Origin of the sequence: Rhodococcus sp. NyZ502 (assembly GCF_041464245.1) — a bacterium.
GTDB lineage: Bacteria > Actinomycetota > Actinomycetes > Mycobacteriales > Mycobacteriaceae > Rhodococcus_F > Rhodococcus_F qingshengii.
In genome coordinates, this window is sequence record NZ_CP167155.1 from 2,291,688 (window position 1) to 2,314,210 (window position 22,523).

20 protein-coding genes are annotated in these 22,523 nt (G+C 63.5%); 15 read left to right on the forward strand and 5 right to left on the reverse strand.

All coding sequences use genetic code 11. From position 1 onward, the window contains the following. The first annotated feature begins 37 nt into the window (after positions 1-37). The 8 genes from ahcY (at position 38) to secA (ending at position 11,139) form a co-directional block, all read left to right on the forward strand. Positions 38-1,516: an adenosylhomocysteinase gene (gene ahcY / locus ACBG85_RS10715; protein WP_003940766.1), complete on the forward strand. Its 1,479-nt coding sequence runs from the start codon at positions 38-40 to the stop codon at positions 1,514-1,516. Positions 1,517-1,596: 80 nt separating this feature from the next. Next, on the forward strand, positions 1,597-2,238 hold the full coding sequence (locus ACBG85_RS10720) for a dTMP kinase (protein ID WP_007731190.1): 642 nt from the start codon (positions 1,597-1,599) through the stop codon (positions 2,236-2,238). Positions 2,239-2,354: 116 nt separating this feature from the next. Next, positions 2,355-3,032, forward strand: coding sequence for an MtrAB system response regulator MtrA (mtrA, locus tag ACBG85_RS10725; RefSeq protein WP_003941013.1), 678 nt, complete (start codon positions 2,355-2,357; stop codon positions 3,030-3,032). Next, positions 3,029-4,768, forward strand: a complete 1,740-nt coding sequence (gene mtrB / locus ACBG85_RS10730) for an MtrAB system histidine kinase MtrB (RefSeq protein ID WP_042450112.1) — start codon at positions 3,029-3,031, stop codon at positions 4,766-4,768. The genes mtrA and mtrB overlap by 4 nt, the downstream gene beginning before the upstream one ends. Next, positions 4,765-6,543, forward strand: coding sequence for an MtrAB system accessory lipoprotein LpqB (gene lpqB / locus ACBG85_RS10735; RefSeq protein WP_003940768.1), 1,779 nt, complete (start codon positions 4,765-4,767; stop codon positions 6,541-6,543). The genes mtrB and lpqB overlap by 4 nt, the downstream gene beginning before the upstream one ends. A gap of 33 nt (positions 6,544-6,576) precedes the next feature. Then, positions 6,577-7,308 (forward strand): ComF family protein, encoded by a 732-nt coding sequence (locus ACBG85_RS10740; protein ID WP_003940811.1) that lies wholly within the window; start codon positions 6,577-6,579, stop codon positions 7,306-7,308. A 175-nt stretch (positions 7,309-7,483) separates the two neighbouring features. Beyond that, the gene (gene hpf / locus ACBG85_RS10745; protein WP_003940893.1) at positions 7,484-8,164 is read left to right on the forward strand and encodes a ribosome hibernation-promoting factor, HPF/YfiA family; all 681 of its coding nucleotides are present in this window, start codon (positions 7,484-7,486) and stop codon (positions 8,162-8,164) included. Positions 8,165-8,295: 131 nt separating this feature from the next. Beyond that, the gene (gene secA / locus ACBG85_RS10750; RefSeq protein ID WP_007731191.1) at positions 8,296-11,139 is read left to right on the forward strand and encodes a preprotein translocase subunit SecA; all 2,844 of its coding nucleotides are present in this window, start codon (positions 8,296-8,298) and stop codon (positions 11,137-11,139) included. Between the two features lie 36 nt (positions 11,140-11,175). Here the strand turns inward: secA and ACBG85_RS10755 are convergent, their stop codons facing one another. Continuing rightward, positions 11,176-11,694 carry an Rv3235 family protein gene (locus tag ACBG85_RS10755; RefSeq protein ID WP_372027452.1) on the reverse strand — a complete coding sequence of 173 codons (519 nt, stop codon included), beginning with the start codon at positions 11,692-11,694 and terminating at the stop codon, positions 11,176-11,178. Positions 11,695-11,824: 130 nt separating this feature from the next. Here ACBG85_RS10755 and ACBG85_RS10760 point away from each other — a divergent pair, with 130 nt between their 5' ends. The 6 genes from ACBG85_RS10760 (at position 11,825) to ACBG85_RS10785 (ending at position 18,055) form a co-directional block, all read left to right on the forward strand. After that, complete coding sequence (locus tag ACBG85_RS10760) at positions 11,825-12,250, forward strand: HAD-IA family hydrolase (protein ID WP_003940859.1); 426 nt, start codon at positions 11,825-11,827, stop codon at positions 12,248-12,250. Next, complete coding sequence (locus ACBG85_RS10765) at positions 12,244-13,653, forward strand: wax ester/triacylglycerol synthase family O-acyltransferase (RefSeq protein WP_007731194.1); 1,410 nt, start codon at positions 12,244-12,246, stop codon at positions 13,651-13,653. Before ACBG85_RS10760 ends, ACBG85_RS10765 begins: the two co-directional genes overlap by 7 nt. Before the next feature lie 23 nt (positions 13,654-13,676). After that, the gene (locus ACBG85_RS10770) at positions 13,677-14,177 is read left to right on the forward strand and encodes a hypothetical protein (RefSeq protein WP_030535010.1); all 501 of its coding nucleotides are present in this window, start codon (positions 13,677-13,679) and stop codon (positions 14,175-14,177) included. Positions 14,178-14,269: 92 nt separating this feature from the next. Then, on the forward strand, positions 14,270-15,388 hold the full coding sequence (locus ACBG85_RS10775; protein WP_003940928.1) for a ferredoxin reductase: 1,119 nt from the start codon (positions 14,270-14,272) through the stop codon (positions 15,386-15,388). Between the two features lie 24 nt (positions 15,389-15,412). Continuing rightward, positions 15,413-16,675 carry an acyl-CoA desaturase gene (locus tag ACBG85_RS10780; RefSeq protein WP_003940901.1) on the forward strand — a complete coding sequence of 421 codons (1,263 nt, stop codon included), beginning with the start codon at positions 15,413-15,415 and terminating at the stop codon, positions 16,673-16,675. 138 nt (positions 16,676-16,813) lie between these two features. Beyond that, a complete protein-coding gene (locus ACBG85_RS10785; RefSeq protein ID WP_003940700.1) occupies positions 16,814-18,055 on the forward strand; it encodes a fatty acid desaturase in 1,242 nt (413 codons plus the stop codon). Positions 18,056-18,153: 98 nt separating this feature from the next. Here the strand turns inward: ACBG85_RS10785 and rsgA are convergent, their stop codons facing one another. Together rsgA and aroA are read right to left on the reverse strand one after the other, a co-directional pair. Further along, a complete protein-coding gene (gene rsgA / locus ACBG85_RS10790; RefSeq protein ID WP_007731200.1) occupies positions 18,154-19,191 on the reverse strand; it encodes a ribosome small subunit-dependent GTPase A in 1,038 nt (345 codons plus the stop codon). Beyond that, complete coding sequence (aroA, locus tag ACBG85_RS10795; RefSeq protein ID WP_372027456.1) at positions 19,140-20,453, reverse strand: 3-phosphoshikimate 1-carboxyvinyltransferase; 1,314 nt, start codon at positions 20,451-20,453, stop codon at positions 19,140-19,142. The genes rsgA and aroA overlap by 52 nt, the downstream gene beginning before the upstream one ends. Before the next feature lie 49 nt (positions 20,454-20,502). On the opposite strand from aroA, the gene ACBG85_RS10800 reads away from it, so the two are divergent. Continuing rightward, positions 20,503-21,255 (forward strand): SOS response-associated peptidase, encoded by a 753-nt coding sequence (locus ACBG85_RS10800; protein ID WP_037129051.1) that lies wholly within the window; start codon positions 20,503-20,505, stop codon positions 21,253-21,255. Between the two features lie 3 nt (positions 21,256-21,258). On the opposite strand, the gene ACBG85_RS10805 is transcribed toward ACBG85_RS10800, so the two are convergent. Then, complete coding sequence (locus ACBG85_RS10805) at positions 21,259-21,972, reverse strand: SIMPL domain-containing protein (protein ID WP_372027458.1); 714 nt, start codon at positions 21,970-21,972, stop codon at positions 21,259-21,261. 24 nt (positions 21,973-21,996) lie between these two features. Then, positions 21,997-22,491: a Cys-tRNA(Pro) deacylase gene (gene ybaK, locus ACBG85_RS10810; protein WP_058039127.1), complete on the reverse strand. Its 495-nt coding sequence runs from the start codon at positions 22,489-22,491 to the stop codon at positions 21,997-21,999. Between the last annotated feature and the right edge of the window lie 32 nt (positions 22,492-22,523).

Consider the following 22,523-nt stretch of genomic DNA (forward strand, 5'->3'; position numbering starts at 1 on the left):
GCTTGTGCAGAGTATGCACGTCAACCAGGAGAGGCAGATGACGACCTCAGTTTCAACAACGCCCGTGGCCGAGAGCCGTAACGGCATCGACTTCAAAGTTGCAGATCTTTCGCTCGCGGAGTTCGGTCGCAAGGAAATCCGTCTGGCAGAGCACGAGATGCCCGGCCTCATGGCGCTTCGTCGCGAATACGCAGAGGTGTTGCCGCTCAAGGGCGCTCGCGTTTCCGGCTCGCTGCACATGACCATTCAGACCGCGGTGCTGATCGAGACGCTGACCGCGCTCGGCGCCGAGGTCCGCTGGGCTTCATGCAACATCTTCTCCACGCAGGATCACGCTGCCGCCGCCATCGTCGTCGGTCCGCACGGCACCCCGGAAGAGCCCAAGGGCGTTCCGGTTTTCGCCTGGAAGGGTGAAACCCTCGAAGAGTACTGGTGGGCAGCCGAGCAGATGCTGACCTGGCCGGGTGAGCCTGCCAACATGATTCTCGACGATGGCGGCGACGCCACCATGCTGGTGCTCAAGGGCGCACAGTTCGAGAAGGCCGGCGTCGTCCCGCCGACGGACGACGACCAGGATTCCGACGAGTACAAGGTCTTCCTTGCACTTCTGCGTCAGTCCCTCGAGTCCGACAAGGGCAAGTGGACGGCAATCGCCGAGTCCGTCCAGGGCGTCACCGAGGAGACCACCACGGGCGTTCTGCGCCTGTACCAGGTTGCCGCTGCCGGTGAACTCACGTTCCCCGCTATCAACGTCAACGACTCGGTCACCAAGAGCAAGTTCGACAACAAGTACGGCACGCGCCACTCGCTGCTCGACGGCATCAACCGCGGCACCGACGTTCTGATCGGCGGCAAGGCTGCGCTGGTCTGCGGTTACGGAGACGTCGGCAAGGGTTGTGCCGAGGCACTTCGCGGCCAGGGCGCTCGCGTCGCGGTCACCGAGGTCGACCCCATCAACGCCCTGCAGGCGCTCATGGACGGCTTCGAGGTCAAGACAGTCGAGCAGGCCATCGGCTGGGCCGACATCGTGATCACGTCCACCGGTAACAAGGACATCATCACGTTCGAGCACATGAAGGCCATGAAGCATCAGGCCATCCTGGGCAACATCGGTCACTTCGACAACGAGATCGACATGGCCGGCCTCGAGAAGTCCGGCGACGTCACGCGGATCAACATCAAGCCGCAGGTCGACGAGTTCACGTTCGCCGACGGCCACTCGATCATCGTGCTGTCCGAAGGCCGCCTGCTCAACCTCGGCAACGCGACGGGCCACCCGTCGTTCGTGATGAGCAACAGCTTCTCCAACCAGGTCATCGCGCAGATCGAACTGTGGACGAAGCCGGACGAGTACGACAACGAGGTCTACCGCCTCCCGAAGCACCTCGACGAGAAGGTCGCCAAGATCCACGTCGAGGCACTCGGTGGCACGCTGACCAAGCTCACGAAGGATCAGGCAGAGTACATCGGCGTCGACGTCGAAGGCCCGTACAAGCCCGAGCACTACCGCTACTGACCCGGTGATTCGTCACTGAGGATGTAGTGTCCGCCGTCCCCCGGTCTGCGCAAGCAGGCCGGGGGATAGGCTTGTCCGCCGTGGGAACACTGGTGGCATTGGAAGGCCTCGACGGCGCTGGAAAGCGAACGTTGATCGGCAAAGTGGAGAGCGAACTCCGCCGCGGCGGCACGTCGATCGCGACTCTGGATTTTCCGCGGTACGGGAAGTCGATCCACGCGGATCTTGCTGCCGAGGCACTCAAAGGATCGCACGGAGACCTGGCTGAATCCGTGAACGCGATGGCAGTCCTGTTCGCCCTGGACCGCGCGGGTGCGGCGGATCGGATCTCGGACCTGTTGTCCGCCAACGACATTGTTCTCCTCGATCGCTACGTGGCGTCCAACGCCGCCTACAACGCGGCGCGCGCGCATCAGGGCGTGGACGGCGAGATGGTCGCCTGGGTCCGTGAATTGGAGTTGGGTCGACTCGCTCTTCCCGCTCCCGATCTGCAGTTGTACCTCGACGTACCGGTAGCTCTGGCCGAGCAGCGTGCTCGCTCGCGTGAGGCCGAGGACGCGTCGCGTCAGCTCGACGCCTACGAGCGCGACGGCGGCCTGCAGGCCAGAACCGGTGAGCTCTACAAGCAGTTGGCAGCGACGGACTGGGTCTCGCCCTGGTGGATCGTGGGGCCGGAGACGGACCCGGGCGAACTGGCGCGCAGGCTCGCGGATTTCGCGTGATCGGTCACCCTTGCGGCCGGGATTCGAACTTTCCGGCACAGTAGAGGGAAAGACGCGGCACGCCGCACGGCCTCGTAACGGTCTGATTCATCGCTCCGAGATGCAACGATAGGGATATGAAACCAAGGATTCTGGTTGTCGACGACGACACGGCACTCGCCGAGATGCTCACGATCGTGCTGCGTGGTGAGGGTTTCGATCCCTACGTGGTAGGCGACGGAACCCTGGCGCTCGCGGCAGTGCGTGAGACCCGGCCCGACCTCGTCCTGCTCGATCTCATGCTTCCCGGAATGAACGGGATCGACGTATGCCGAGTTCTGCGTGCGGATTCCGGCGTGCCCATCGTGATGTTGACGGCCAAGACCGACACCGTCGACGTCGTACTCGGCCTCGAATCCGGTGCGGACGACTACATCATGAAGCCGTTCAAGCCGAAGGAGCTGGTGGCGCGGGTGCGTGCTCGCCTGCGCCGCACGGAAGAGGAGCCGGCCGAGCTGCTGAGCATCGCCGACATCGTGATCGACGTTCCGGCACACAAGGTCAGCCGCGGCAGCGAGCAGATCTCGCTCACACCACTCGAATTCGACCTGCTGGTCGCATTGGCGCGCAAGCCGCGCCAGGTGTTCACCCGTGAAGTCCTCCTCGAGCAGGTGTGGGGATACCGCCACGCCGCCGACACCCGCCTGGTGAACGTGCACGTTCAGCGTTTGCGCGCCAAGGTCGAAACTGATCCCGAGAATCCCGAAGTGGTTCTGACGGTCAGGGGGGTCGGCTACAAGGCCGGACCGCCGTGAGCGGAGTTTCCAGGTGGCGTCGTCGTCTCAACCGACGGCTGACGCCATTTCTGCGGTGGTGTCACTCGATGAGCAACACCCTCGCGCACACGTGGCGACGCTCGCTCCAATTGCGAGTGGTCGTCTCGACTTTGACGTTGTCCTTGATCGTCATCGTCATTCTCGGTGTCGTGCTGACCAGCCAGATCACCGATCGGCTGTTGGAAACGAAGATCACCGCGGCGACCGAGGAAATGGACCGAGCCCGCGGCATCGTCGAAGACCAACTCGCGGGCGTCGACGATTCGACGGCGCTCAACGTTCAATTGGAAAGCGCTGCATCCGGACTGACCAGCCGTCGAAACCAGACCTCGGGCCAGGCCTCCGGGTCGGCCGGCACCTTCGACCCGGTGCTCATCGTGCCAGGGGACGGGCCGCGCCAGCCGACGAGTTCGGGACCGGTCGATCAGATCCCCGACAACCTTCGCGAGTTCGTCAAACGCGGCCAGATCAGTTACCAATTCGCGACGGTGTCCAACCCGAACGGTTACTCCGGACCCGCGCTGATCATCGGTAGCCCCACCGCGTCGTCGATATCGGGACTCGAGCTGTATCTGATCTTCCCGCTCGCCAGCGAAGACCGAAGTCTGTCTCTTGTTCGAAGCACCCTGCTGATCGGTGGAGCCGTGTTGCTGGTGCTCTTGGCGGCGATTTCGCTGTTGGTTGCCAGACAGGTCGTGCTTCCCATCCGATCGGCCTCGCGAATCGCAGTGCGTTTCGCAGACGGCCGACTCAAGGAACGAATGCCGGTCCGCGGCGAGGACGACATGGCGCGCCTGGCCATGTCCTTCAACGAGATGGCCGAGAGTCTGTCCAAACAGATCACCCAGCTGGAGGAGTTCGGCAGTCTCCAGAAACGCTTCACCTCCGATGTCAGCCATGAACTCCGCACACCTCTGACCACGGTCCGGATGGCCGCCGACCTGATCTACGACGGCAGCGAGAACCTCGACCCGATGCTGCGTCGGTCGTCGGAACTGCTTGTCGCCGAGCTGGACAGGTTCGAGGGGCTTCTGGCGGACCTCCTCGAGATCTCCCGCCACGACGCCGGTGTCGCGGAACTCGCATCCGAACAACTCGACGTGCGTATGTGTGCGCGAGCGGCCGTTTCCACGGTTCGCCATCTCGCCCGCGAATCCGGCACCGAACTGATCGTGGACATGCCCGACGAGCCGGTCATGGCAGATGTCGATCCGCGCCGCGTCGAACGCATCCTGCGAAATCTCCTTGCCAACGCCATCGACCACGGTGAGGGGAAGCCGATTCTGCTTCGCCTTCGCGCCGACGACAATGCCCTCGCCTTCATCGTCCGCGACAGTGGCGTCGGGTTGCGTCCGGGCGAGGAGAAGTTGGTCTTCAACCGGTTCTGGCGATCGGACCCGTCCCGTGTGCGCCGCAGTGGTGGCACCGGACTCGGCCTCGCAATCAGTGTCGAGGACGCGAATCTGCACGACGGCAAGCTCGAGGCCTGGGGCGAACCGGGAGTCGGCGCCTGCTTCCGGCTGACGCTCTCGCGCACCCGTGGCAAGAAAGTCGTGTCGAGTCCGCTGCCACTCAAGCCGACGACCACCAAATTCGTCCGCACGCCGAGCGAAGCCGACATCGTCGCCGATACCGTCGGCGAGGTCACATCGTCCTTGCCGACTCCGCGCGAAACTGACTCACGGAACGAGTCCAACGGTGGGGATCGATCATGATCGGAACCCGCCGCCGTCTGGCACTTCTCGCAACAACGCTCAGCGTGCTGTTGCTGACCGGTGCATGCGCGAGTTTGCCGGAGTCCTCGTCGCCACAGGCAATCGGAACTCTGGCGACAGCCGTGCCCGGAACCTCTGTCGAATCACCGGCATCGGGGCGAGAGCCGGACCTGCTGGTACGTGACTTCGTCAAGGCAAGTACCGATCCGTCCAACCGGCATGCCGCAGCCCGTCAGTACCTCACCAAGGACGCGTCGGCGCGTTGGGACGACGCGGCAAGTGCTGTCATCGTCGACAAGGTCGATGTGCTCTCTGTTTCTCGAACCAGCACCGAAGCCGTCTACACGATTCGTGTGAACAAGGTCGGTCGCCTCGACCCGGGAGGACTGTACGTTCCCGAAGAGGGCAGCTTCGAAGCGAGGATGACCCTGGCGTTGACCGACGGCGAATGGCGGATCAGTGATCTGCCTCCCGGCGTGATCATGGAGCGTCCGCAGTTCCTCGGCGCTTACCAGCGGAAGTCGTTGTTTTTCCTCGACCCCACCAGCCAGACGGTCGTCCCCGATCTTCGCTGGATCTCCGGCGGGCAGGACCAGGTGGCGGCTCAGCTGATCGGTCTGATGATCGACGGACCGAAGGCAGCGCTGGCGCCGGCTGTGCGAAACGAACTGGGCAATGGCGTGTCGGTGATCGGTCCGATCACCAAGGCCGACGGTAAGCCGGGACAGGTCGGAGTCGGTCTCGGTGGTGTGCGCATCAACTTCCGCCTTGACAACCCGATGGATGCTGCTACTCGCGGTTTGTTTGCAGCACAGGTCATTTGGACGCTCGCCAACGCCGATGTGGCAGGGCCGTACGTTCTGGAGATCGACGGCGAACCGCTGGACGCGGCTCATGCCGACGGCTGGACCACCGCCGACGTCGCATCCACCAACCCACTGGCCACCACGAGTGCAACCGTCGGACTGCATGCACTGCGCAACGGTTCACTGGTGAGTGTCACCGAGCAAGAGGCGACTCCGGTGCCCGGTTTCGCAGGCAATGCGGGCAACCTCACGGCGGCTGCTCTCTCACGGGACGGCAAGTTGGTGGCAGCCGTCGCGGACACCGCTCGGCCGGATCCCGGCACAAGATTCGACTTGTCGCTCGGGACATACGGCGAAGGGTCCGTTCCGGTACTCGAAGGCAGCGCCATCACCAGACCCTCGTGGGAGCTGGACAACAACGCGGTCTGGACGGCTGTGAACGGCAATACCGTCGTTCGGGTCGTCCGTGAACCAGGCACCGGCCGGGTGTCGGTCACCAACGTCGACGTCGGGGCCCTGACGTCGGTCGGTTCCACGATCTCGGAACTGCGTCTGTCGCGGGACGGCGTGCGAGCGGCGATGATCATCGACGGCAAGGTCTACCTGGCTGTGGTCGTGCGCACCGCCAGCGGGGTCTACGCCCTGACGAGTCCACGCGCAGTGGCGTCCGGCTTGGGCAGTACCGCGCTCTCACTCGATTGGAGCAACAGCGACACCATCGTGATCGCGCGCAGTGGAGCCGACATACCGGTCGTCCAGGTCGCGATCGACGGCTCACGAATGGACGCGCTGCCGAGTGGAAACCTGACCGCTCCCGTCACCTCCGTGGATGCATCGCCGACCACCGAGTACGTCGCCGACGCGCGTGCGGTGTTCCAACTGAACAACAACGACCCCGCCGGGGATCGCCGCTGGCGTGAGGTGACCGTGCTGACCGGACAGAAGGCGATTCCGGTTCTGCCTGGCTGACGCCTCTGCGCTCTGGTGAATGTCTGCGCTCTGATGCATGTCGGTGCTCAGGTTCATGATTCGGCCATGGGGGACAAGAAATTCGGTGCCGGTCTGCTCGACCTGCTGTTGCCACGCGAGTGTGGTGGGTGTGGCCGCTCGGGGACTCTGTGGTGCGGTGAGTGCGCGGAACTGCTGCGCGATCATCCGCTTCAACTGAGTCCGCGCGTGGATCCGGGCGTGCCCGTCTGGGCACTCGGCCGCTACGACGGCCCCAGGCGACGCAGTGTGATCGAGATGAAGGAACGGGGTCGTCGGGACCTCGCGATGCCTCTGGGGATCGCTGTGGCCGACGCGTTGGCCACTCTGGAACGGTGGGGCGAGCTCGGCAGCGGGGGTCGTCCGCCGATCGTGCTGGTGCCGGCTCCCACGCGCGCCCGAGCGGCGCGATCTCGCGGGGGTGATCCGGTTCGCCGGATAGCCGAAAGTATGCGCGGAAAGCGGGAAATTGGTTCTGTCGCGGGTCGTCCGGTACGTGTCTGTCCGATTCTCCGGATGACGCGAGGTGTACGTGACTCGGTGGGACTGTCCGCGGCCGACCGGGTGACCAACGTGAACGGTCATGTGTCTCTCGACACCACTGCGATCTCTTCGATTGCCGGGGACAGTGACATCGTCCTGCTCGACGACGTCCTCACCACGGGAGCGACTGCGGCAGAGTCGGTTCGGGCCCTCTCGCTCAGTGGGATTCGGACAACTCTCGTGCTTGTCCTTGCAGGGGCTTAGATGAATTTCGTTGGAACAGTGGCACTCGCGCGCGTTACGTACTAGCGTCGGCGGCACACCCGAAAATACTGGTAGGAGGTGGTACTTCGATACTGGTGCCGGGCGGATCCCCTCTCGGTACTTGCAGAATTTGCCGCCGCCCACCGTGGGGCGGGGCCGTAATTGGGAGGTACGAGTGACGACCCCTTCGCAAGCCTCGTTTTTCATCGAGGACGCCACCATCGAGCGTTCCGAGAATGCCGCAGCTCCGAGATCCGACGTCGTAGTCAAGGGACGAAATGTCGAGATCCCCGATCACTTCCGAATCTACGTTTCGGAAAAGCTGGCGCGACTCGAACACTTCGACCCCTCCATATTCCACTTCGACGTGGAACTCCAACATGAACGCAACCGACGACAGGCCAAGAGTTGCCAGCGCGTCGAGATCACCGCTCGAGGTAAAGGCCCGGTGGCCCGAGCCGAAGCGTCCGCAGACAGCTTCTACGCCGCCTTCGAATCGGTGATCGACAAGCTCGAGAGTCGCCTCCGTCGAACCAAGGACCGCAAGAAGGTCCATTACGGCGACAAGCGACCGGTGTCCGTCGCGGAGGCAACCGCCTCCCTCGTCGACGCAGACTCACTCGGAGTCACACCGGACATTTCGCTGAACGGTCAAGAGCCGGACGAGTACGACGGCCCGGGACGCGTGGTCCGCACGAAGGATCACCCGGCCGAGCCGATGACCATCGACGACGCTCTCTACGAGATGGAACTGGTCGGACACGACTTCTTTCTCTTCCATGACAAGGAGTCGGACAAGCCGTCCGTCGTCTACCGTCGTCACGCTTTCGACTACGGATTGATCCGCCTGACATGACCCAATCGGTGGTGGGTTTGCTCGCTCGCCGCCGGTAGCGCCTACCATGGAATCCGGCCGGAGTTTTCGGACCCCGGCCGGATTTTCAGTGTGTGACCCCCTGTCGCCGAAGATTGAGGACGAAGAAGACTGTGCCGTCGCTGTCGCTATCGAAGCTGCTCCGTGTTGGTGAAGGTCGCATGGTCAAGCGGCTCAAGCACATCGCCGAGCATGTGGAATCTCTGTCGCCCGATGTCGAAGGCCTGACAGACGAGCAACTCAAAGCCAAGACCACCGAGTTCCGTGAGCGCTATGCCGCCGGGGAAACTCTCGACGAGTTGCTGCCCGAGGCATTCTCGGTTGCCCGCGAGGCGTCGTGGCGCGTGATCGACCAGAAGCACTTCCACGTGCAGATCATGGGCGGCGCGGCCCTGCACTTCGGCAACGTCGCCGAGATGAAGACCGGTGAGGGCAAGACCCTGACCTGTGTTCTTCCGGCATACCTGAACGCGATCGCGGGTGACGGCGTCCACGTGGTGACGGTCAACGACTACCTCGCCAAGCGTGACTCCGAGTGGATGGGCCGCGTTCACCGCGCCCTCGGCCTCGAGACCAGTGTGATTCTCTCGGGCATGACGCCGGCCGAGCGCCGCGTCGCCTACGCAGCCGACATCACGTACGGCACCAACAACGAGTTCGGCTTCGACTACCTGCGCGACAACATGACGCATTCGTTGGACGACCTGGTCCAGCGTGGCCATGCGTTTGCCATCGTGGACGAGGTCGACTCGATCCTCATCGACGAAGCCCGAACCCCCCTCATCATCTCGGGCCCGGCCGACGGCTCCAGCAAGTGGTACAGCGAGTTCGCGCGCATCGCGCCGCTGCTGAAGAAGGACGTTCACTACGAGGTCGACATCCGCAAGCGCACCATCGGTGTGCACGAGGCGGGCGTCGAACTGGTCGAGGACCAGCTCGGTATCGACAACCTGTACGAAGCCGCGAATTCGCCGCTGGTGAGCTACTTGAACAACGCGATCAAGGCCAAGGAGCTCTACACCAAGGACAAGGACTACATCGTCCGCGACGGTGAGGTCATCATCGTCGACGAGTTCACCGGCCGCGTGCTGGTCGGCCGCCGCTACAACGAGGGCATGCACCAGGCGATCGAGGCCAAGGAGAAGGTGGAGATCAAGGCGGAGAACCAGACCCTTGCCACCATCACCCTGCAGAACTACTTCCGTCTGTACGACAAGTTGTCGGGCATGACGGGTACCGCCGAGACGGAAGCTGCCGAGCTTCACCAGACTTACACGCTCGGTGTGATCCCGATCCCGACCAACCGTCCGATGGTCCGAGTCGACAACGGCGACCTCATCTACAAGACCGAGGAAGCCAAGTTCGACGCGGTGGTCGACGACGTCGTCGAGCGCCACGAGAACGGCCAGCCCGTCCTGATCGGTACCACCAGCGTCGAGCGCTCGGAGTACCTGTCCAAGCAGTTCACCAAGCGCGGCGTTGCCCACAACGTCCTCAACGCCAAGTTCCACGAGAAGGAAGCGACCATCATCGCCGAGGCCGGTCGCTCCGGCGCGGTCACCGTCGCGACCAACATGGCCGGCCGCGGTACCGACGTCGTGCTCGGTGGTAACCCGGACATCATCGCGGACATCGCGCTGCGCAAGAAGGGCCTCGACCCGGTCACGACGCCGGACGAGTACGAGGCAGCCTGGGACGCAGTCCTGGACGAGGTCAAGGCTGAGGTCAAGGCAGACGCCGAGAAGGTCCGCGATGCCGGCGGCCTGTACGTCCTGGGCACCGAGCGTCACGAATCGCGCCGAATCGACAATCAGTTGCGTGGTCGTTCCGGACGTCAGGGTGATCCCGGCGAATCGCGGTTCTACCTTTCGCTCGGTGACGAGCTCATGCGCCGCTTCAACGGTTCGGCACTCGAGTCGATCATGACGCGCCTGAACCTGCCCGACGACGTCCCGATCGAAGCCAAAATGGTCTCGAAGGCCATCAAGAGCGCTCAGACCCAGGTGGAGCAGCAGAACTTCGAAATTCGCAAGAATGTCCTCAAGTACGACGAGGTCATGAACCAGCAGCGAACGGTCATCTACAAGGAGCGCCGCCAGATCCTCGAGGGTGAGGACATGGAAGGCCAGGTCGAGCAGATGATCACTGACGTGGTCACCGCCTACGTCGACGGTGCCACCGCTGAGGGATACGTCGAGGACTGGGATCTCGAGCAGCTGTGGACGGCGCTGAAGACGCTGTACCCGGTCGGCATCGATCACAAGACGTTGGCAGGGGAGGACGGCGCAGGCATCAACAGTGACCTGAGCCGTGACGACCTGCGAACCGCTTTGCTCGAAGACGCCCACGCGGCGTACAAGAAGCGCGAAGCCGAGATCGATGCGATCGCCGGCGAAAACGGTATGCGTGAACTCGAGCGTCGTGTCTTCCTCTCGGTCCTGGACCGTAAGTGGCGCGAGCATCTCTACGAGATGGATTACCTCAAGGAGGGAATCGGTCTGCGTGCGATGGCCCAGCGCGATCCGCTGGTCGAGTACCAGCGCGAGGGTTACGACATGTTCATCGGCATGCTCGACGGATTGAAGGAAGAGTCCGTCGGATTCCTCTTCAACCTGCAGGTCGAGGCAGCTCCGGCGCAGCCCGCAAGTGGAATTTCCGTCACCGCGGGCTCTGCCGCCGCGGCGTCCGCCACGGCGCCCAAGCCGCTCCCCACGCAGGAAGCTGCGGCCAGGACAGCCGGAACTGCTGCCCCGACGGCGTTGCGCGCCAAGGGACTTGACGACGAAGGTCCGTCGCGTCTGACGTACACCGGCCCGGACGAGGACGGCAAGGCAAAGGCAACACGTGACTCGGCTGCCGACACCGGCGACGGTGCCGCCTCTCGTCGCGAACGTCGTGAAGCCGCACGGACGCAGTCGAAGAGCAATCGAGCTCCGAAGTCCAAGCGCAAGCGCTGAGGTATTAGCGCAGTCAGTACTCGGCAGGCTGGACGGTCACACCACGTGTAGTGCGGTGACCGTCCAGCCTGTTTCGTCTGAGTGGTCGATCCGGCCTGCGACGGCAAAAGTCTGCGTGCCTCGTGTGTACGTCGCACAGACTTCGGCGGTACTCTCCGACACTGCTTGAACGTGGGTGCGGTGAACGGCCGCGCCGCCCAGCTTCCGGGCCGAGAAATCCGAAGTGTAAAGTCGCGCAACAACTTCCAGGACGGACGGCGTCAACACGCCCTTGAGTTGCCGTGGATTTCGTCGTCGGTCGACGGTTTCGAGAACCAGACGTAGTGATCGGTTCCAGAAGATGTCGGCACCTACCAGCCGCGGTTCCGGAGCGTGAGTGAACCCGGTACTGGGCGACGTTCCGTTGTGTGGCGTCTTTCGCGGGCGACGCAGCATCCGGTCTGTTCGGCACTGCGTTCGGTCTGGCCGGCACTGTGGCCGCGACAGCACGACGGTATGCGGGTGAGGCTCGAATTGCGGCGCCGGCTCGAGAACGATCTTGCAGTCCTGCTCCATGACATCCCCCCGGATGATCCTGCGTCCGAGACAGCTGTCTCGGACTTCGCTCCCCCGAGCGATGGTGAGAAGCATGACACGAATCGCTCGAGATGTCGCCGTGATCACCATCGCGACTTAGGGTGATGGCGTGCGGGGACTTCTGTTGGATGTCGGTGGCGTGCTGTTCGGTCCGGGATCGGATCTCGACGGCTTGAGCGCGGTCGTGCGCGCGGTGAAGGCCCGCGGAATCGTGACGGGAATCGTCAGCAACGATCCCGGCGGCGCCAGTGCTCAGTGGTTGCGGGATCTCGGCGACGGGGTCTTGGTCGACGACGTGATCTTGTCCGGTGATGTCGAGATGGCAAAGCCCGACGCCGAGATCTATCTGTTGGCAGCGAGTCGTTTGGGCGTCGAGCCGGAGGATTTCGTTTTCGTGGATGATCTCGAAATCAACGTCCGGGCGGCTGTGGCCGTCGGGATGGTCGGGGTCCATCACGTCGGCTCGGAATCGACCATCGAGGAGTTGTCGATTCTGTTCGATCTCGGCGAAGGAGGGGACACGAAGCCATGGTGAACAGACTGACGACTCAGGATGCCGCTTTCTACTTCCTCGAAGCCGGGACGACGCCGATGCATGTCGGCTCGTTGGGGATCTTCAGGCAACTGCGAAACGGGATCGATCACGAGGAGTTGCTTCGACTTGTCGAAGAGCGGCTCGGATCGGTTCCGCGGTACCGACAGAGAGTTCGCGAGGTGGCGTTCGGTCTGGCCCGCCCCGTCTGGGTGGACGACTCGGATTTCGACATCACCTATCACGTACGCCGATCGGCTCTGCCCAAACCAGGTTCCGACGAACAGCTGATGGATCTGATCGCGCGGCTGACGTCGAGACCACTCGACAGCACGAGGCCGTTGTGGGAGATGTACCTGGTCGAGGGGCTGACCAGAAACAGATTTGCCATCTTCACGAAGTCTCATTCGTCGTTGGTGGACGGCGAGGCGGCTCCAGAGATCAGTCAGGTGATCTTCGATCCGGAGAAGAATCGAGCGCCAGGCCCCGAAGAATTGTGGATGCCCGCCAGGCCGCCGAGCGACACCAGCTTGTTGGTCAGTGCACTGGCAGATCTCGTGACGAGCCCGGGGGAGGGGATCGCGCGGGCGCGTGCAGCGTTCAACGACGTGACCACGTCCGTCACCGAGGCAGTGAGTGCACTCGGGAAGCTTGCAGAAGTGGTTCGAACGGCGACCCAGGTGGCCCCGTCGAGCCCGCTCAATGCCACCATCTCGCGCAATCGGCGCCTTGCGGTGGCCAAGACGTCTCTGGAGGACTATCGACGCATTCGTGCGCGGTACGGGTGCGAGATCAACGACGTGATCCTGACCGTCATCGCGGGTGCGATGCGGAACTGGTTGCTCTCGCGCGGTGAACCGGTGACCGAGGCGACCATCGTGCGAGCGATGGTGCCCATGTCGGTCTACACCGACGGCCCGGAGAGTCCTGACGTCGACGATCCGCAAGCGCCCGGACATGTTTCCTCGTTCCTCATCGACCTGCCTGTCGGTGAACCCAACGCGGTGGTTCGGCTCTCGCACGTGGCCCATGCGACGGAGGCATTCGCGCGTCAGGGTCGGCGGGTCACCGCGCAGACGATGGTGCGAATGTCCGGGTTTGCGCCGGCGACGCTGCATGCGATGAGCTCGCGTGCGGCCAGCAGTCTGTCGCAGCGAATGTTCAACTTGATGATCACCAATGCGCCAGGGCCGCAATTTCCGCTCTACCTCGGTGGGGCTCGGATGCTCGAGATGTATCCCGTGTCGCCACTACTCAAGAATCAGACACTCAGCATCGCCCTGACGTCGTACGACGGGAATGTCTACTACGGTTTGAATGCCGACCGTGACGCGATGTCGGACGTCGACGTCGTTCGTTCGCTGATCTTCGAGTCACTCGAGGAATTGACGGATGCGAGTCGGTGACGAACGAGCATGAAGGTGGTCTCATGAGGGTGTACGTACCGGCGACGGTCGAGATTTTGCAGCAGTTGGTCGCAGATCAGGAGTTCGACCCTATGAGCCGGACGGCTTTTGCGGTCACCCCGACTCTGCGTGAGTCGTACGCGGCGGGGGACGACGACGAGTTGGCCGAGGTCGCCATGGGTGAGGCTGCGCGTGCGTCGCTGCGGCTGATCGCCGGAACCGAGGGTGACGTCACCTTCCGGCGTGCTGTCGTTGCCGCCGACGTCGACGATGCCGATGTGAAGTTACGGCCAGATCTCGACGATTCGGTAGTCCGATTGGCGGGTCCTGTCACGATGGCTCAGGTTGCATCTGTGCATGTCGACCTCGAACAGGCAGAATCGGACATCGAGCGCGCTGCTGGCATAGTCGACGCGGCAGATCTCGGTGACGCCGATGCCGAGTTCACGCTCGGTGACGCGGAGGACCACGAGTTGGCGTGGTACGCCGCGCAGGAGTTGCCGTTCTTGCTCGACCTGCTGTGAATGTGCTTACCGTGAAGTAACCTACGGTACCGTAACCTGATAACCTACGGTACCGTAGGCAGTGGGTTCGGAAGGTGAGAGGTGGAGGTCTGATGGGTCTGAAGGACTGGATCGAGGCACCGGCAGCGTCGGTAGTTCCGGCAGCGCGGTCGAAGCTCAATCTGCTTCGCGGTGCGGCGGCTCGGCTGACCACACCATTGCTTCCCGACGACTATCTGCACCTCGCGAATCCGTTGTGGTCCGCCCGCGAGCTGCGCGGCCAGATCGTCGAAGTCCGGCCCGAGACCACGGACTCGGCGACCATCGTCATCAAGCCGGGTTGGGGATTCGACTTCAACTACCAGCCAGGGCAGTACATCGGCATCGGTCTGCATATCGACGGCCGTTGGCATTGGCGGTCGTACTCACTTACCTCGCCTCCCAACTGGGAGAACAAGCGCATTTCCATCGCGGTCAAGGCCATGCCCGAGGGCTTTCTCTCGAGCCACCTCGTCAGCGGGGCCGTGCCGTCGGGAACCATCGTTCGACTGGCCACGCCTTCGGGCAACTTCGCGTTGCCGGATCCGCCACCGGAGAAGATCCTGTTCATCACTGCCGGCAGTGGCATCACTCCGGTCATGGGCATGTTGCGGACGATGAACCGGCGCGGTCAATTGCCCGACGTCATGCACATCCACTCGGCTCCGACGGAATCCGACGTGATGTTCGCCGACGAACTCACAGCACTGCACGCCGAGCACGAGGACTTCGTGAGCCACGTTCAACTCACGCGACGTGACGGAAAGTTCAAACTCAGTTCTCTCGACACGGTCTGCCCCGACTGGCGCGAGCGCCACACCTGGGCGTGCGGACCCCTCCCGTTGCTCGATGAGCTCGAAGACGTCTGGAAGGCGGAAGGCATCGAGGATCGACTCCACATGGAGCGGTTCGCCGTATCGCGCATCGACGCTTCGGCCGACGGTGGCACGGTCACGTTCGAGAAGTCGGGTAAGACGATCACCGTCGACGGTGCGACGACGCTTCTGGAGGCAGGCGAGCAGTCCGGTGCCTTGATGCCGTTCGGTTGCCGCATGGGCATCTGCCAGACGTGTGTCGTACCTCTCGTTGCCGGCCACGCGATCGATCTACGCTCGGGGAAACAGCACGCGGAGGGCGAGCGCATCCAGACGTGCATCTCCGCCGCCGCCGGCGACTGTACGCTGGACGCATAGCTTCTAGGCACACGGAGGACCACGGTGGCCATCACCGATATCAAAGAGTTTTCGCACCTCACCGAGGCCGATGTCGAAGCTCTCGGACGTGAACTCGATCAGATTCGACTCGACATCGAAGACTCTCGTGGGATCCGGGACGCCCGCTACATTCGTCGCGTCATTCGCGTCCAGCGGGCGTTGGAGCTCGGCGGGCGTATCGCATTGTTCGGCAGTCGGTACCGACCGGCATGGTTGGTCGGCACGACCCTGCTGAGCCTGTCGAAGATCATCGAGAACATGGAGCTCGGGCATAACGTCATGCACGGGCAATGGGACTGGATGAACGATCCCGAGATTCACTCCGTCTCGTGGGAGTGGGATCAGACCGGTCCTTCCGAGCATTGGAAGCGCGCCCACAACTACCAGCACCACACGTACACCAACGTCGTCGGTATGGACGAGGATCTCGGTTTCGGGATTCTGCGTATGACTCGTGACGAGCCGTGGAAGCCGATCAACCTCTTCCAGCCGATCGCCAACGTGATCTTGGCGGCCACGTTCGAGTGGGGCATCGCGCTGCACGACCTCACGGCGGCAGCCGAGTTGGAGGGCGCGGAAAAGGGGCAGCTGAACTCGCAGGCGAACAAAGACTTCGCGCGCAAGATCTTTCGTCAGGTGGGCAAGGACTTCATCTTGTTCCCGGCGCTGACGGGGCCGGCGTGGAAGTCGACCATGTCGGCCAATGCGACCGCGAACCTCGTGCGCAACCTGTGGGCGTACGTCGTCATCTTCTGTGGCCACTTCCCGGACGGTGCCGAGAAGTTCACTGTTGCCGAATTCGAGCAGGAGACTCGTCACGAGTGGTACCTGCGCCAGATGCTCGGTAGTGCAAACTTCAATTCCGGCAAGCTCATGGGACTCATGAGCGGCAATCTGAGCTACCAGATCGAGCACCACGTGTTTCCTGATCTGCCGAGTAACCGCTATCCCGAAATCGCTGTGAAGATGCGTGCATTGTGCGAGAAGTTCGATCTCCCGTACACCACCGGCTCGCTCTTCAAGCAGTATCTTCTGGCTCTGCGCACCATCCACAAGTTGGCTTTGCCGGACAAGTGGCTGACCGCAACCTCGGACAATGCTCCGGAAACGTCTTCGGAACTGCGGTTCCGCGACTCGGGATTCCGGGACGCAGCCATGGCGATGGTCGAGGACCTTCGTACCGATCCGATCACCGGTAAGCGTCTCGGTTTGCTGACCGCACTCAAGTCGCAGGCCCGTTCCCGCATGCCGAAGCGCCGGAAGTGATATAGGTTACATCGGGAAAAACCTAACCTACGGTGCCGTAAGTTACGCTACAGTAGGTGCAGTTGATCTGAACGATTCGAATCGATGATCGTTCTGCACTTACTACTTTGCGCCTAACTCACTGCTAGGAGGCTTTCCATGGCGATTGCAGATGTCAAGGAATACGCACATCTCACGGACGCCGACATCGAAGCGCTCGGCCGCGAACTCGACGCGATTCGTCGCGACATCGAGGAGTCGCGCGGCGAGAAGGATGCGCGATACGTGCGCAACGTCATTCGTCTGCAGCGTTCGCTCGAAATCGGCGGCCGCGCAGTGCTTTTCGCCAGCCGTCGTCGTCCGGCGTGGCTCGCCGGAGTTGGCCTGCTGACGCTCTCGAAGATCATCGAGAACATGGAACTCGGGCACAACGTGATGCACGGGCAGTGGGACTGGATGAACGACCCGGAGATCCACTCCACCTCGTGGGAGTGGGACGTCACCGGCCCGTCTGCGCACTGGAAGCAGACCCACAACTACCTGCATCACAAGTACACCAACGTCCTCGGAATGGACGACGACGTCGGATACGGACTCCTCCGCGTCACCCGCGATCAGCGCTGGAAGCCCTTCAACGCCGGCAACCTGGTCTACAACACGCTGCTCGCGCTGTTCTTCGAGTACGGCATCGCCGCTCAGCACCTCGAGCTCGGCAAGGTGGCCAAGGGCCGCGCCGACAAGGAAGAGACGCAGCGCAAGCTCCGTGAGGTCGGCGAGAAGATCGGCAAGCAGGTCCTGCGCGACTACGTCATCTACCCGGCCATCACCGGCCCGGCGTGGAAGAGCACATTGTCGGCCAACTTCACCGCCAACACTCTGCGGAACGTGTGGACCAACGCGGTCATCTTCTGCGGCCACTTCCCGGACGGTGCCGAGAAGTTCACCAAGGAAGACATCGACAAGGAAACGCAGGCTCAGTGGTACCTGCGTCAGATGCTCGGCAGCGCCAACATCGAGGGCAGCGCGCTCATGGACTTCATGACGGGCAACCTGAGCTACCAGATCGAGCACCACCTGTTCCCCGATCTGCCCAGCAACCGCTACAAGGACATCGCGGTCACGGTGCGTCAGCTCGCGGACAAGTACGACTTGCCGTACACGACCGGCCCGCTTGCCGTGCAGTACGCCAAGTCCTGGCGAACCATCGCCAAGCTGTCGCTGCCCAACAAGTACCTCAAGGACACCGTCGACAATGCGCCCGAGACGGCGTCGGAGCGGATGTTCGACGGCGAACTGACCTCGACTGTCGATCCCGTGACCGGGCGTCGCAGTGGCCTCAAGAGCGCCATCGCACGTAAGCGCAAGAGCGGAAAGCTGCGCAGCCTCCTCGGCCTGCGCTGATCGTCGACTGCGCTGACCGTAGACAGCAAGCGGCCCGACACCATTCGATGGTGTCGGGCCGCTTTGCTGTTCTCGCCCGGAACGTCGCTCGGGGGCGCTCAGTACTGATCGTTGGACTTGATCGCTTCCAGCAGTTGTCGCACAGCGACGACGCGTCGAGCTGATTTGCCCTCCAACAGGTCGAGCTTGCATTCGGGATCTGCCGGCGGTCCGAGGTGCGTGCATCCGCGCGGGCAATCCTCGATCGCCGCAGCGAGATCCGAGAACGCCGCCACTACGTTCTCGGGCGAGATGTGCGCCAGACCGAACGAACGGATGCCCGGGGTGTCGATCACCCAGCCGCCACCGGCGAGAGGGAGTGCCACCGATTGCGTCGACGTGTGCCGGCCCTTCCCGACTCCGGATACGATGCCGACCGCTCGATTGGCATCGGGGACAAGGCGATTGACCAGTGTCGACTTTCCGACGCCGGAATGTCCGATCAGGGCGGTCAACTTGTGCTCGAGGATCTGCGTCAGTTCGTCCAGGGGATCGTCGCGACCGGCGACGACCACTTGGATGTCGAGGTCGGCGAACGTGCTCGCGAATTCCTCCGGCGGTTCGAGGTCGCTCTTGGTCAGGCAGACGATCGGCGTCAGGCCACCCACGTAGGCGGCGACCAGTGCGCGCTCGACGAAGCCGGTGCGCGGTGGGGGATCGGCGAGTGCCACGACGATGAGAAGCTGCTCCGCGTTCGCGACGACGATACGTTCGAAGGGATCGGTGTCGTCGGCGGTCCGTCGCAGAACCGTCGAACGCTCGGAGACCCGGACGATGCGCGCCAGGGTGTCGGTTTTGCCCGACAGATCGCCGACTATGTCCACCTGATCGCCGACGACGATGGGGGTTCGGCCAAGTTCGCGGGCGCGCATCGTGACGATCAGCCGGTCGGGATCGCCGCCGAGGACGCAACCCCAACGGCCACGATCCTTCGACACCACCATCCCCGATTCGGCCGAGAGATGTTCGGGCCGAGTCTTCGTACGGGGGCGGGATCCGCGCCCGGGGCGTACCCGGACGTCGGACTCGTCGTACTGCCGCGGACTCAGAAGCTTGCCTTCGGTGTCGCCGGCGAACTCTCGAGCATGTCGATCCACATGTTCTCGAAGCCGGGCAGTGTCTTGGCGGTGGTTCCGACATCGTCGACCTCGACACCGTCGACGACCAGGCCGATGATGGCGCCGGCTGTTGCCATGCGGTGGTCGGCATACGAGAGCCATTGTCCGCCATGGAGTTCCGCGGGAACGATCGTCAGGCCGTCATCGGTTTCGGTGACGGAGCCGCCGAGTTTGTTGAGCTCGTCGGCGAGGGCGGCGAGACGGTCTGTCTCGTGCCCGCGCAGGTGCGCGATTCCTCGTAGATGCGAGGTGCCCTCGGCGAGAGCGGCCAGGGCCGCCACGGTGGGGGTCAGCTCTCCCACGTCGTGGAGGTCGATGTCGATGCCGCGCAGTTTCTCCGGGCCGCGGACAGTCAGGACACCATCGGCGAGAGTGACGTCGGCCCCCATCGAGGCGAGGATCCCGCGGATCGCGTCGCCGGGTTGCGTCGTCGACGACGGCCACATCGGGACGCTGACGGTTCCGCCGGTCACTGCGGCAGCGGCCAGGAACGGTGTGGCGTTGGAGAGATCGGGTTCGATCGCCCAGTCCACGGCGCGCACCGGCCCCGGTGCCACACGCCAGGTGTCCGCGTCACCGCCCGTGGCTGGCGTCGTCACGGAAACTCCGGCCTCGCGGAGCATCTCGACGGTCATGTCGATGTGTGGCATGGACGGGACGGGCTTGCCGTCGTGATGGACGGTGACACCCTCTTCGAACGCAGCAGCCGAGAGCAGGAGACCGGAGACGAACTGCGACGAACCGGATGCATCGATGGTGACCGTCCCGCCGCGTAGGGATCCGGTTCCGGTGACGGTGAACGGGAGTGCGTCACCCTCGATCCGAGCGCCGAGACCGCGCAGTGCTTCCAAGATGGTGCCGAGCGGTCGTGTGCGTGCTTGCTCGTCGCCGTCGAAGTGGACGATGCCGTCGGCCATCGCGGCGAGTGGCGGCAGGAAGCGCATCACGGTGCCGGCCAGGCCGCAGTCGACCTCGCCGCCGCGCAGGGGTCCAGGGGTGACGCGAAGCGTGGTCGCATCACCGGCTTCCTCGACGCCGATGCCGAGGTCACGCAGAGCTGCGATCATCAGGTCGGCGTCACGGCTGCGGAGTGCACCGGTGATCGTGGACGGGCCATCCGCAAGTGCGGCCAGAATCAGAGCTCGATTGGTGATGGACTTGGATCCGGGCAGCGTCACCACTGCATCGACGGGTGCTTGGGCCCTCGGGGCGCTCCACAGACTCAGACTCACATGGTCCATCTTCTCTCATCGGTGGGGGAATGGTCGAAACCGTGCCACCCTGGGTGTCATGTGCGGAAGGTATGCGACCACAGCGGACCCGGCCACCCTGGCGGTGGAACTCGATGCGCTCGACGAGACCGACCACTCGGCGCCCGTCGAAGCCGATTACAACGTGGCCCCCACGACCGAGGTGTTGACCGTCGTCGAACGCCACGATCGGGAGAACCCCGACAGCGATCCGACCAAGAGGATTCGGCGGATGCGGTGGGGATTGGTGCCGTCGTGGACCAAGGAACTGGGCAAAGGTCCGGTCCTGTTCAACGCCCGCGCCGACTCGCTGGCGGAGAAGCCGGCGTTTCGGACCGCCTTCAAGTTCAAGCGTTGCCTGGTCCCCATGGACGGGTGGTACGAGTGGCAGACCGAGGCCACCGGCGGGAAAAAGGCAGCGAAGATTCCTTACTACATGCACCCCGACGACGGATCACGGCTGTTCATGGCGGGCGTGTGGTCTGCCTGGCGGGACCCGAGGGTCGAGAACGCGAGCCCCGTCCTGAGCTGCTCGATCGTCACGGTCGACTCTCTCGGTCACCTCGAGCAGGTTCACGACCGCATGCCCCTCGCCCTGCCTCGTGACCGCTGGGAGGCGTGGCTCGATCCCGACAACACCGTCGATTCGGCTCTGCTCGAACCGGTAACGGACCTCTTCGAGCGGATCGACGTCGATCGAGTCCGGCCGCTGGTCAACAGTGTCAAGAACAACGGACACGAGTTGATCGAGCCGGACGTCGACCGTGCCGGCGAGCAGATCAGCCTGCTCTAGTGGTCAGCCGAGAGCCCAGGTGACGGTCACTTCGAACGAGACCTGCTGGGTTCCCGGGGCGAGAACCATGTCGGACATCGAGGCGTCGGGAGCGCGCATGGTCTGACCGCCACTCGTGTCGTGTGCCTCGGTGATGGTCACGACGTTCTCGAGCGACGTACCGGACAGATCCGCGTACTGCTCGGCACGGTTCTTCGCGTCCTCGAAGGCCCGGGTGCGAGCGTCGGCCAGAAGCTGAGAATCGTCGTCGATGGCGAAGGCGACGTTACCGAGCCGTGCCGCGTTTCCGCCCGCCGCGATGCCGGCGTCCAGGACAGAAGAGGCCTTGTCGAGATCGCGGACGACGATTCGAACCGAGTTGGTTGCCCGGTAGCCGGTCACGTTGCCGCCGATGAACGGTCCGCCGCTGGCGTCGTACTGCGGCTGGACGGACAGATCGCTTGTCTGCACGTCCTCGGGGGCCACACCGGCGGCGACTATCGCGTCGATCATCTGACGGGCCTTGTCATTCGCCTCCGAGACTGCTCCCGATACATCCGGGGCAACCACCTCGATGCCGATGTCGGCATTGAGGATGTCCGGCGCCCCGCGGACCTGCCCTGATCCGACTACCGTGACTTCCTTGGCGGCATTGTCCGAACTCCCGCAGGCCGTCAGCGAGACGGTGAGAGCTGCCGTCGCAGCGGTCAGTGCAAGAGTTTTCAGGTGTGGTCGCATGGTGAGACCGTAGCGACCGGATACTCAGCCCGCCGTGATTTGCGCCGTGACCGCGCCACTGAGCTGCGCGAGGTCCGTCGGAGCCAGCTCGATTTCGAGGCCGCGTCGGCCGGCGCTGCAGAGAACGCGGTCCCAGTCGAGCGCCGACGCATCGATCACGGTCGGCAGTTTCTTGCGCTGGCCGAGCGGTGAGATACCGCCGAAGACGTAGCCGCTCGAGCGCTCGGCTTCGGCGCGATCGGCCATGACGGCTTTGCTCGCACCGAGGGCAGCGGCTGCAGCCTTGAGGGAGAGCTTGTCCGGGACCGGCAGAACCGCGACGGCGAGCTTGCCGGTGTCGAGTTTGACGACCAAGGTCTTGAAGATCTGGGCAGCCACGACACCTGTCGACTCTGCCAGTGCAGTGACCGCCTCGTCGCCGAAAGATTCGGCGCGAGGATCGTGGTCGTAGCTGTGGACGCGGTGCGGTGTCTTCGACTTGTCGAGAAGTACGGTCGCAGGGGTCGCTGTTCCGGCCATGAGGAACACCCTATGTGGATCGCCGACAGGTG

What these genes read in the sequence shown, in the direction of transcription:
- ACBG85_RS10775 (WP_003940928.1), top strand. Translation starts at nt 14,270, where the DNA reads ATGGGTCTGAAGGACTGGATCGAGGCACCGGCAGCGTCGGTAGTTCCG.
- ACBG85_RS10765 (WP_007731194.1), top strand. Translation starts at nt 12,244, where the DNA reads ATGGTGAACAGACTGACGACTCAGGATGCCGCTTTCTACTTCCTCGAA.
- aroA (WP_372027456.1), bottom strand. Translation starts at nt 20,453, where the DNA reads ATGGACCATGTGAGTCTGAGTCTGTGGAGCGCCCCGAGGGCCCAAGCA.
- ACBG85_RS10770 (WP_030535010.1), top strand. Translation starts at nt 13,677, where the DNA reads ATGAGGGTGTACGTACCGGCGACGGTCGAGATTTTGCAGCAGTTGGTC.
- ahcY (WP_003940766.1), top strand. Translation starts at nt 38, where the DNA reads ATGACGACCTCAGTTTCAACAACGCCCGTGGCCGAGAGCCGTAACGGC.
- ACBG85_RS10785 (WP_003940700.1), top strand. Translation starts at nt 16,814, where the DNA reads ATGGCGATTGCAGATGTCAAGGAATACGCACATCTCACGGACGCCGAC.
- ACBG85_RS10755 (WP_372027452.1), bottom strand. Translation starts at nt 11,694, where the DNA reads ATGGAGCAGGACTGCAAGATCGTTCTCGAGCCGGCGCCGCAATTCGAG.
- lpqB (WP_003940768.1), top strand. Translation starts at nt 4,765, where the DNA reads ATGATCGGAACCCGCCGCCGTCTGGCACTTCTCGCAACAACGCTCAGC.
- ACBG85_RS10740 (WP_003940811.1), top strand. Translation starts at nt 6,577, where the DNA reads ATGCATGTCGGTGCTCAGGTTCATGATTCGGCCATGGGGGACAAGAAA.
- ACBG85_RS10800 (WP_037129051.1), top strand. Translation starts at nt 20,503, where the DNA reads ATGTGCGGAAGGTATGCGACCACAGCGGACCCGGCCACCCTGGCGGTG.
- ACBG85_RS10805 (WP_372027458.1), bottom strand. Translation starts at nt 21,972, where the DNA reads ATGCGACCACACCTGAAAACTCTTGCACTGACCGCTGCGACGGCAGCT.
- mtrA (WP_003941013.1), top strand. Translation starts at nt 2,355, where the DNA reads ATGAAACCAAGGATTCTGGTTGTCGACGACGACACGGCACTCGCCGAG.
- ybaK (WP_058039127.1), bottom strand. Translation starts at nt 22,491, where the DNA reads ATGGCCGGAACAGCGACCCCTGCGACCGTACTTCTCGACAAGTCGAAG.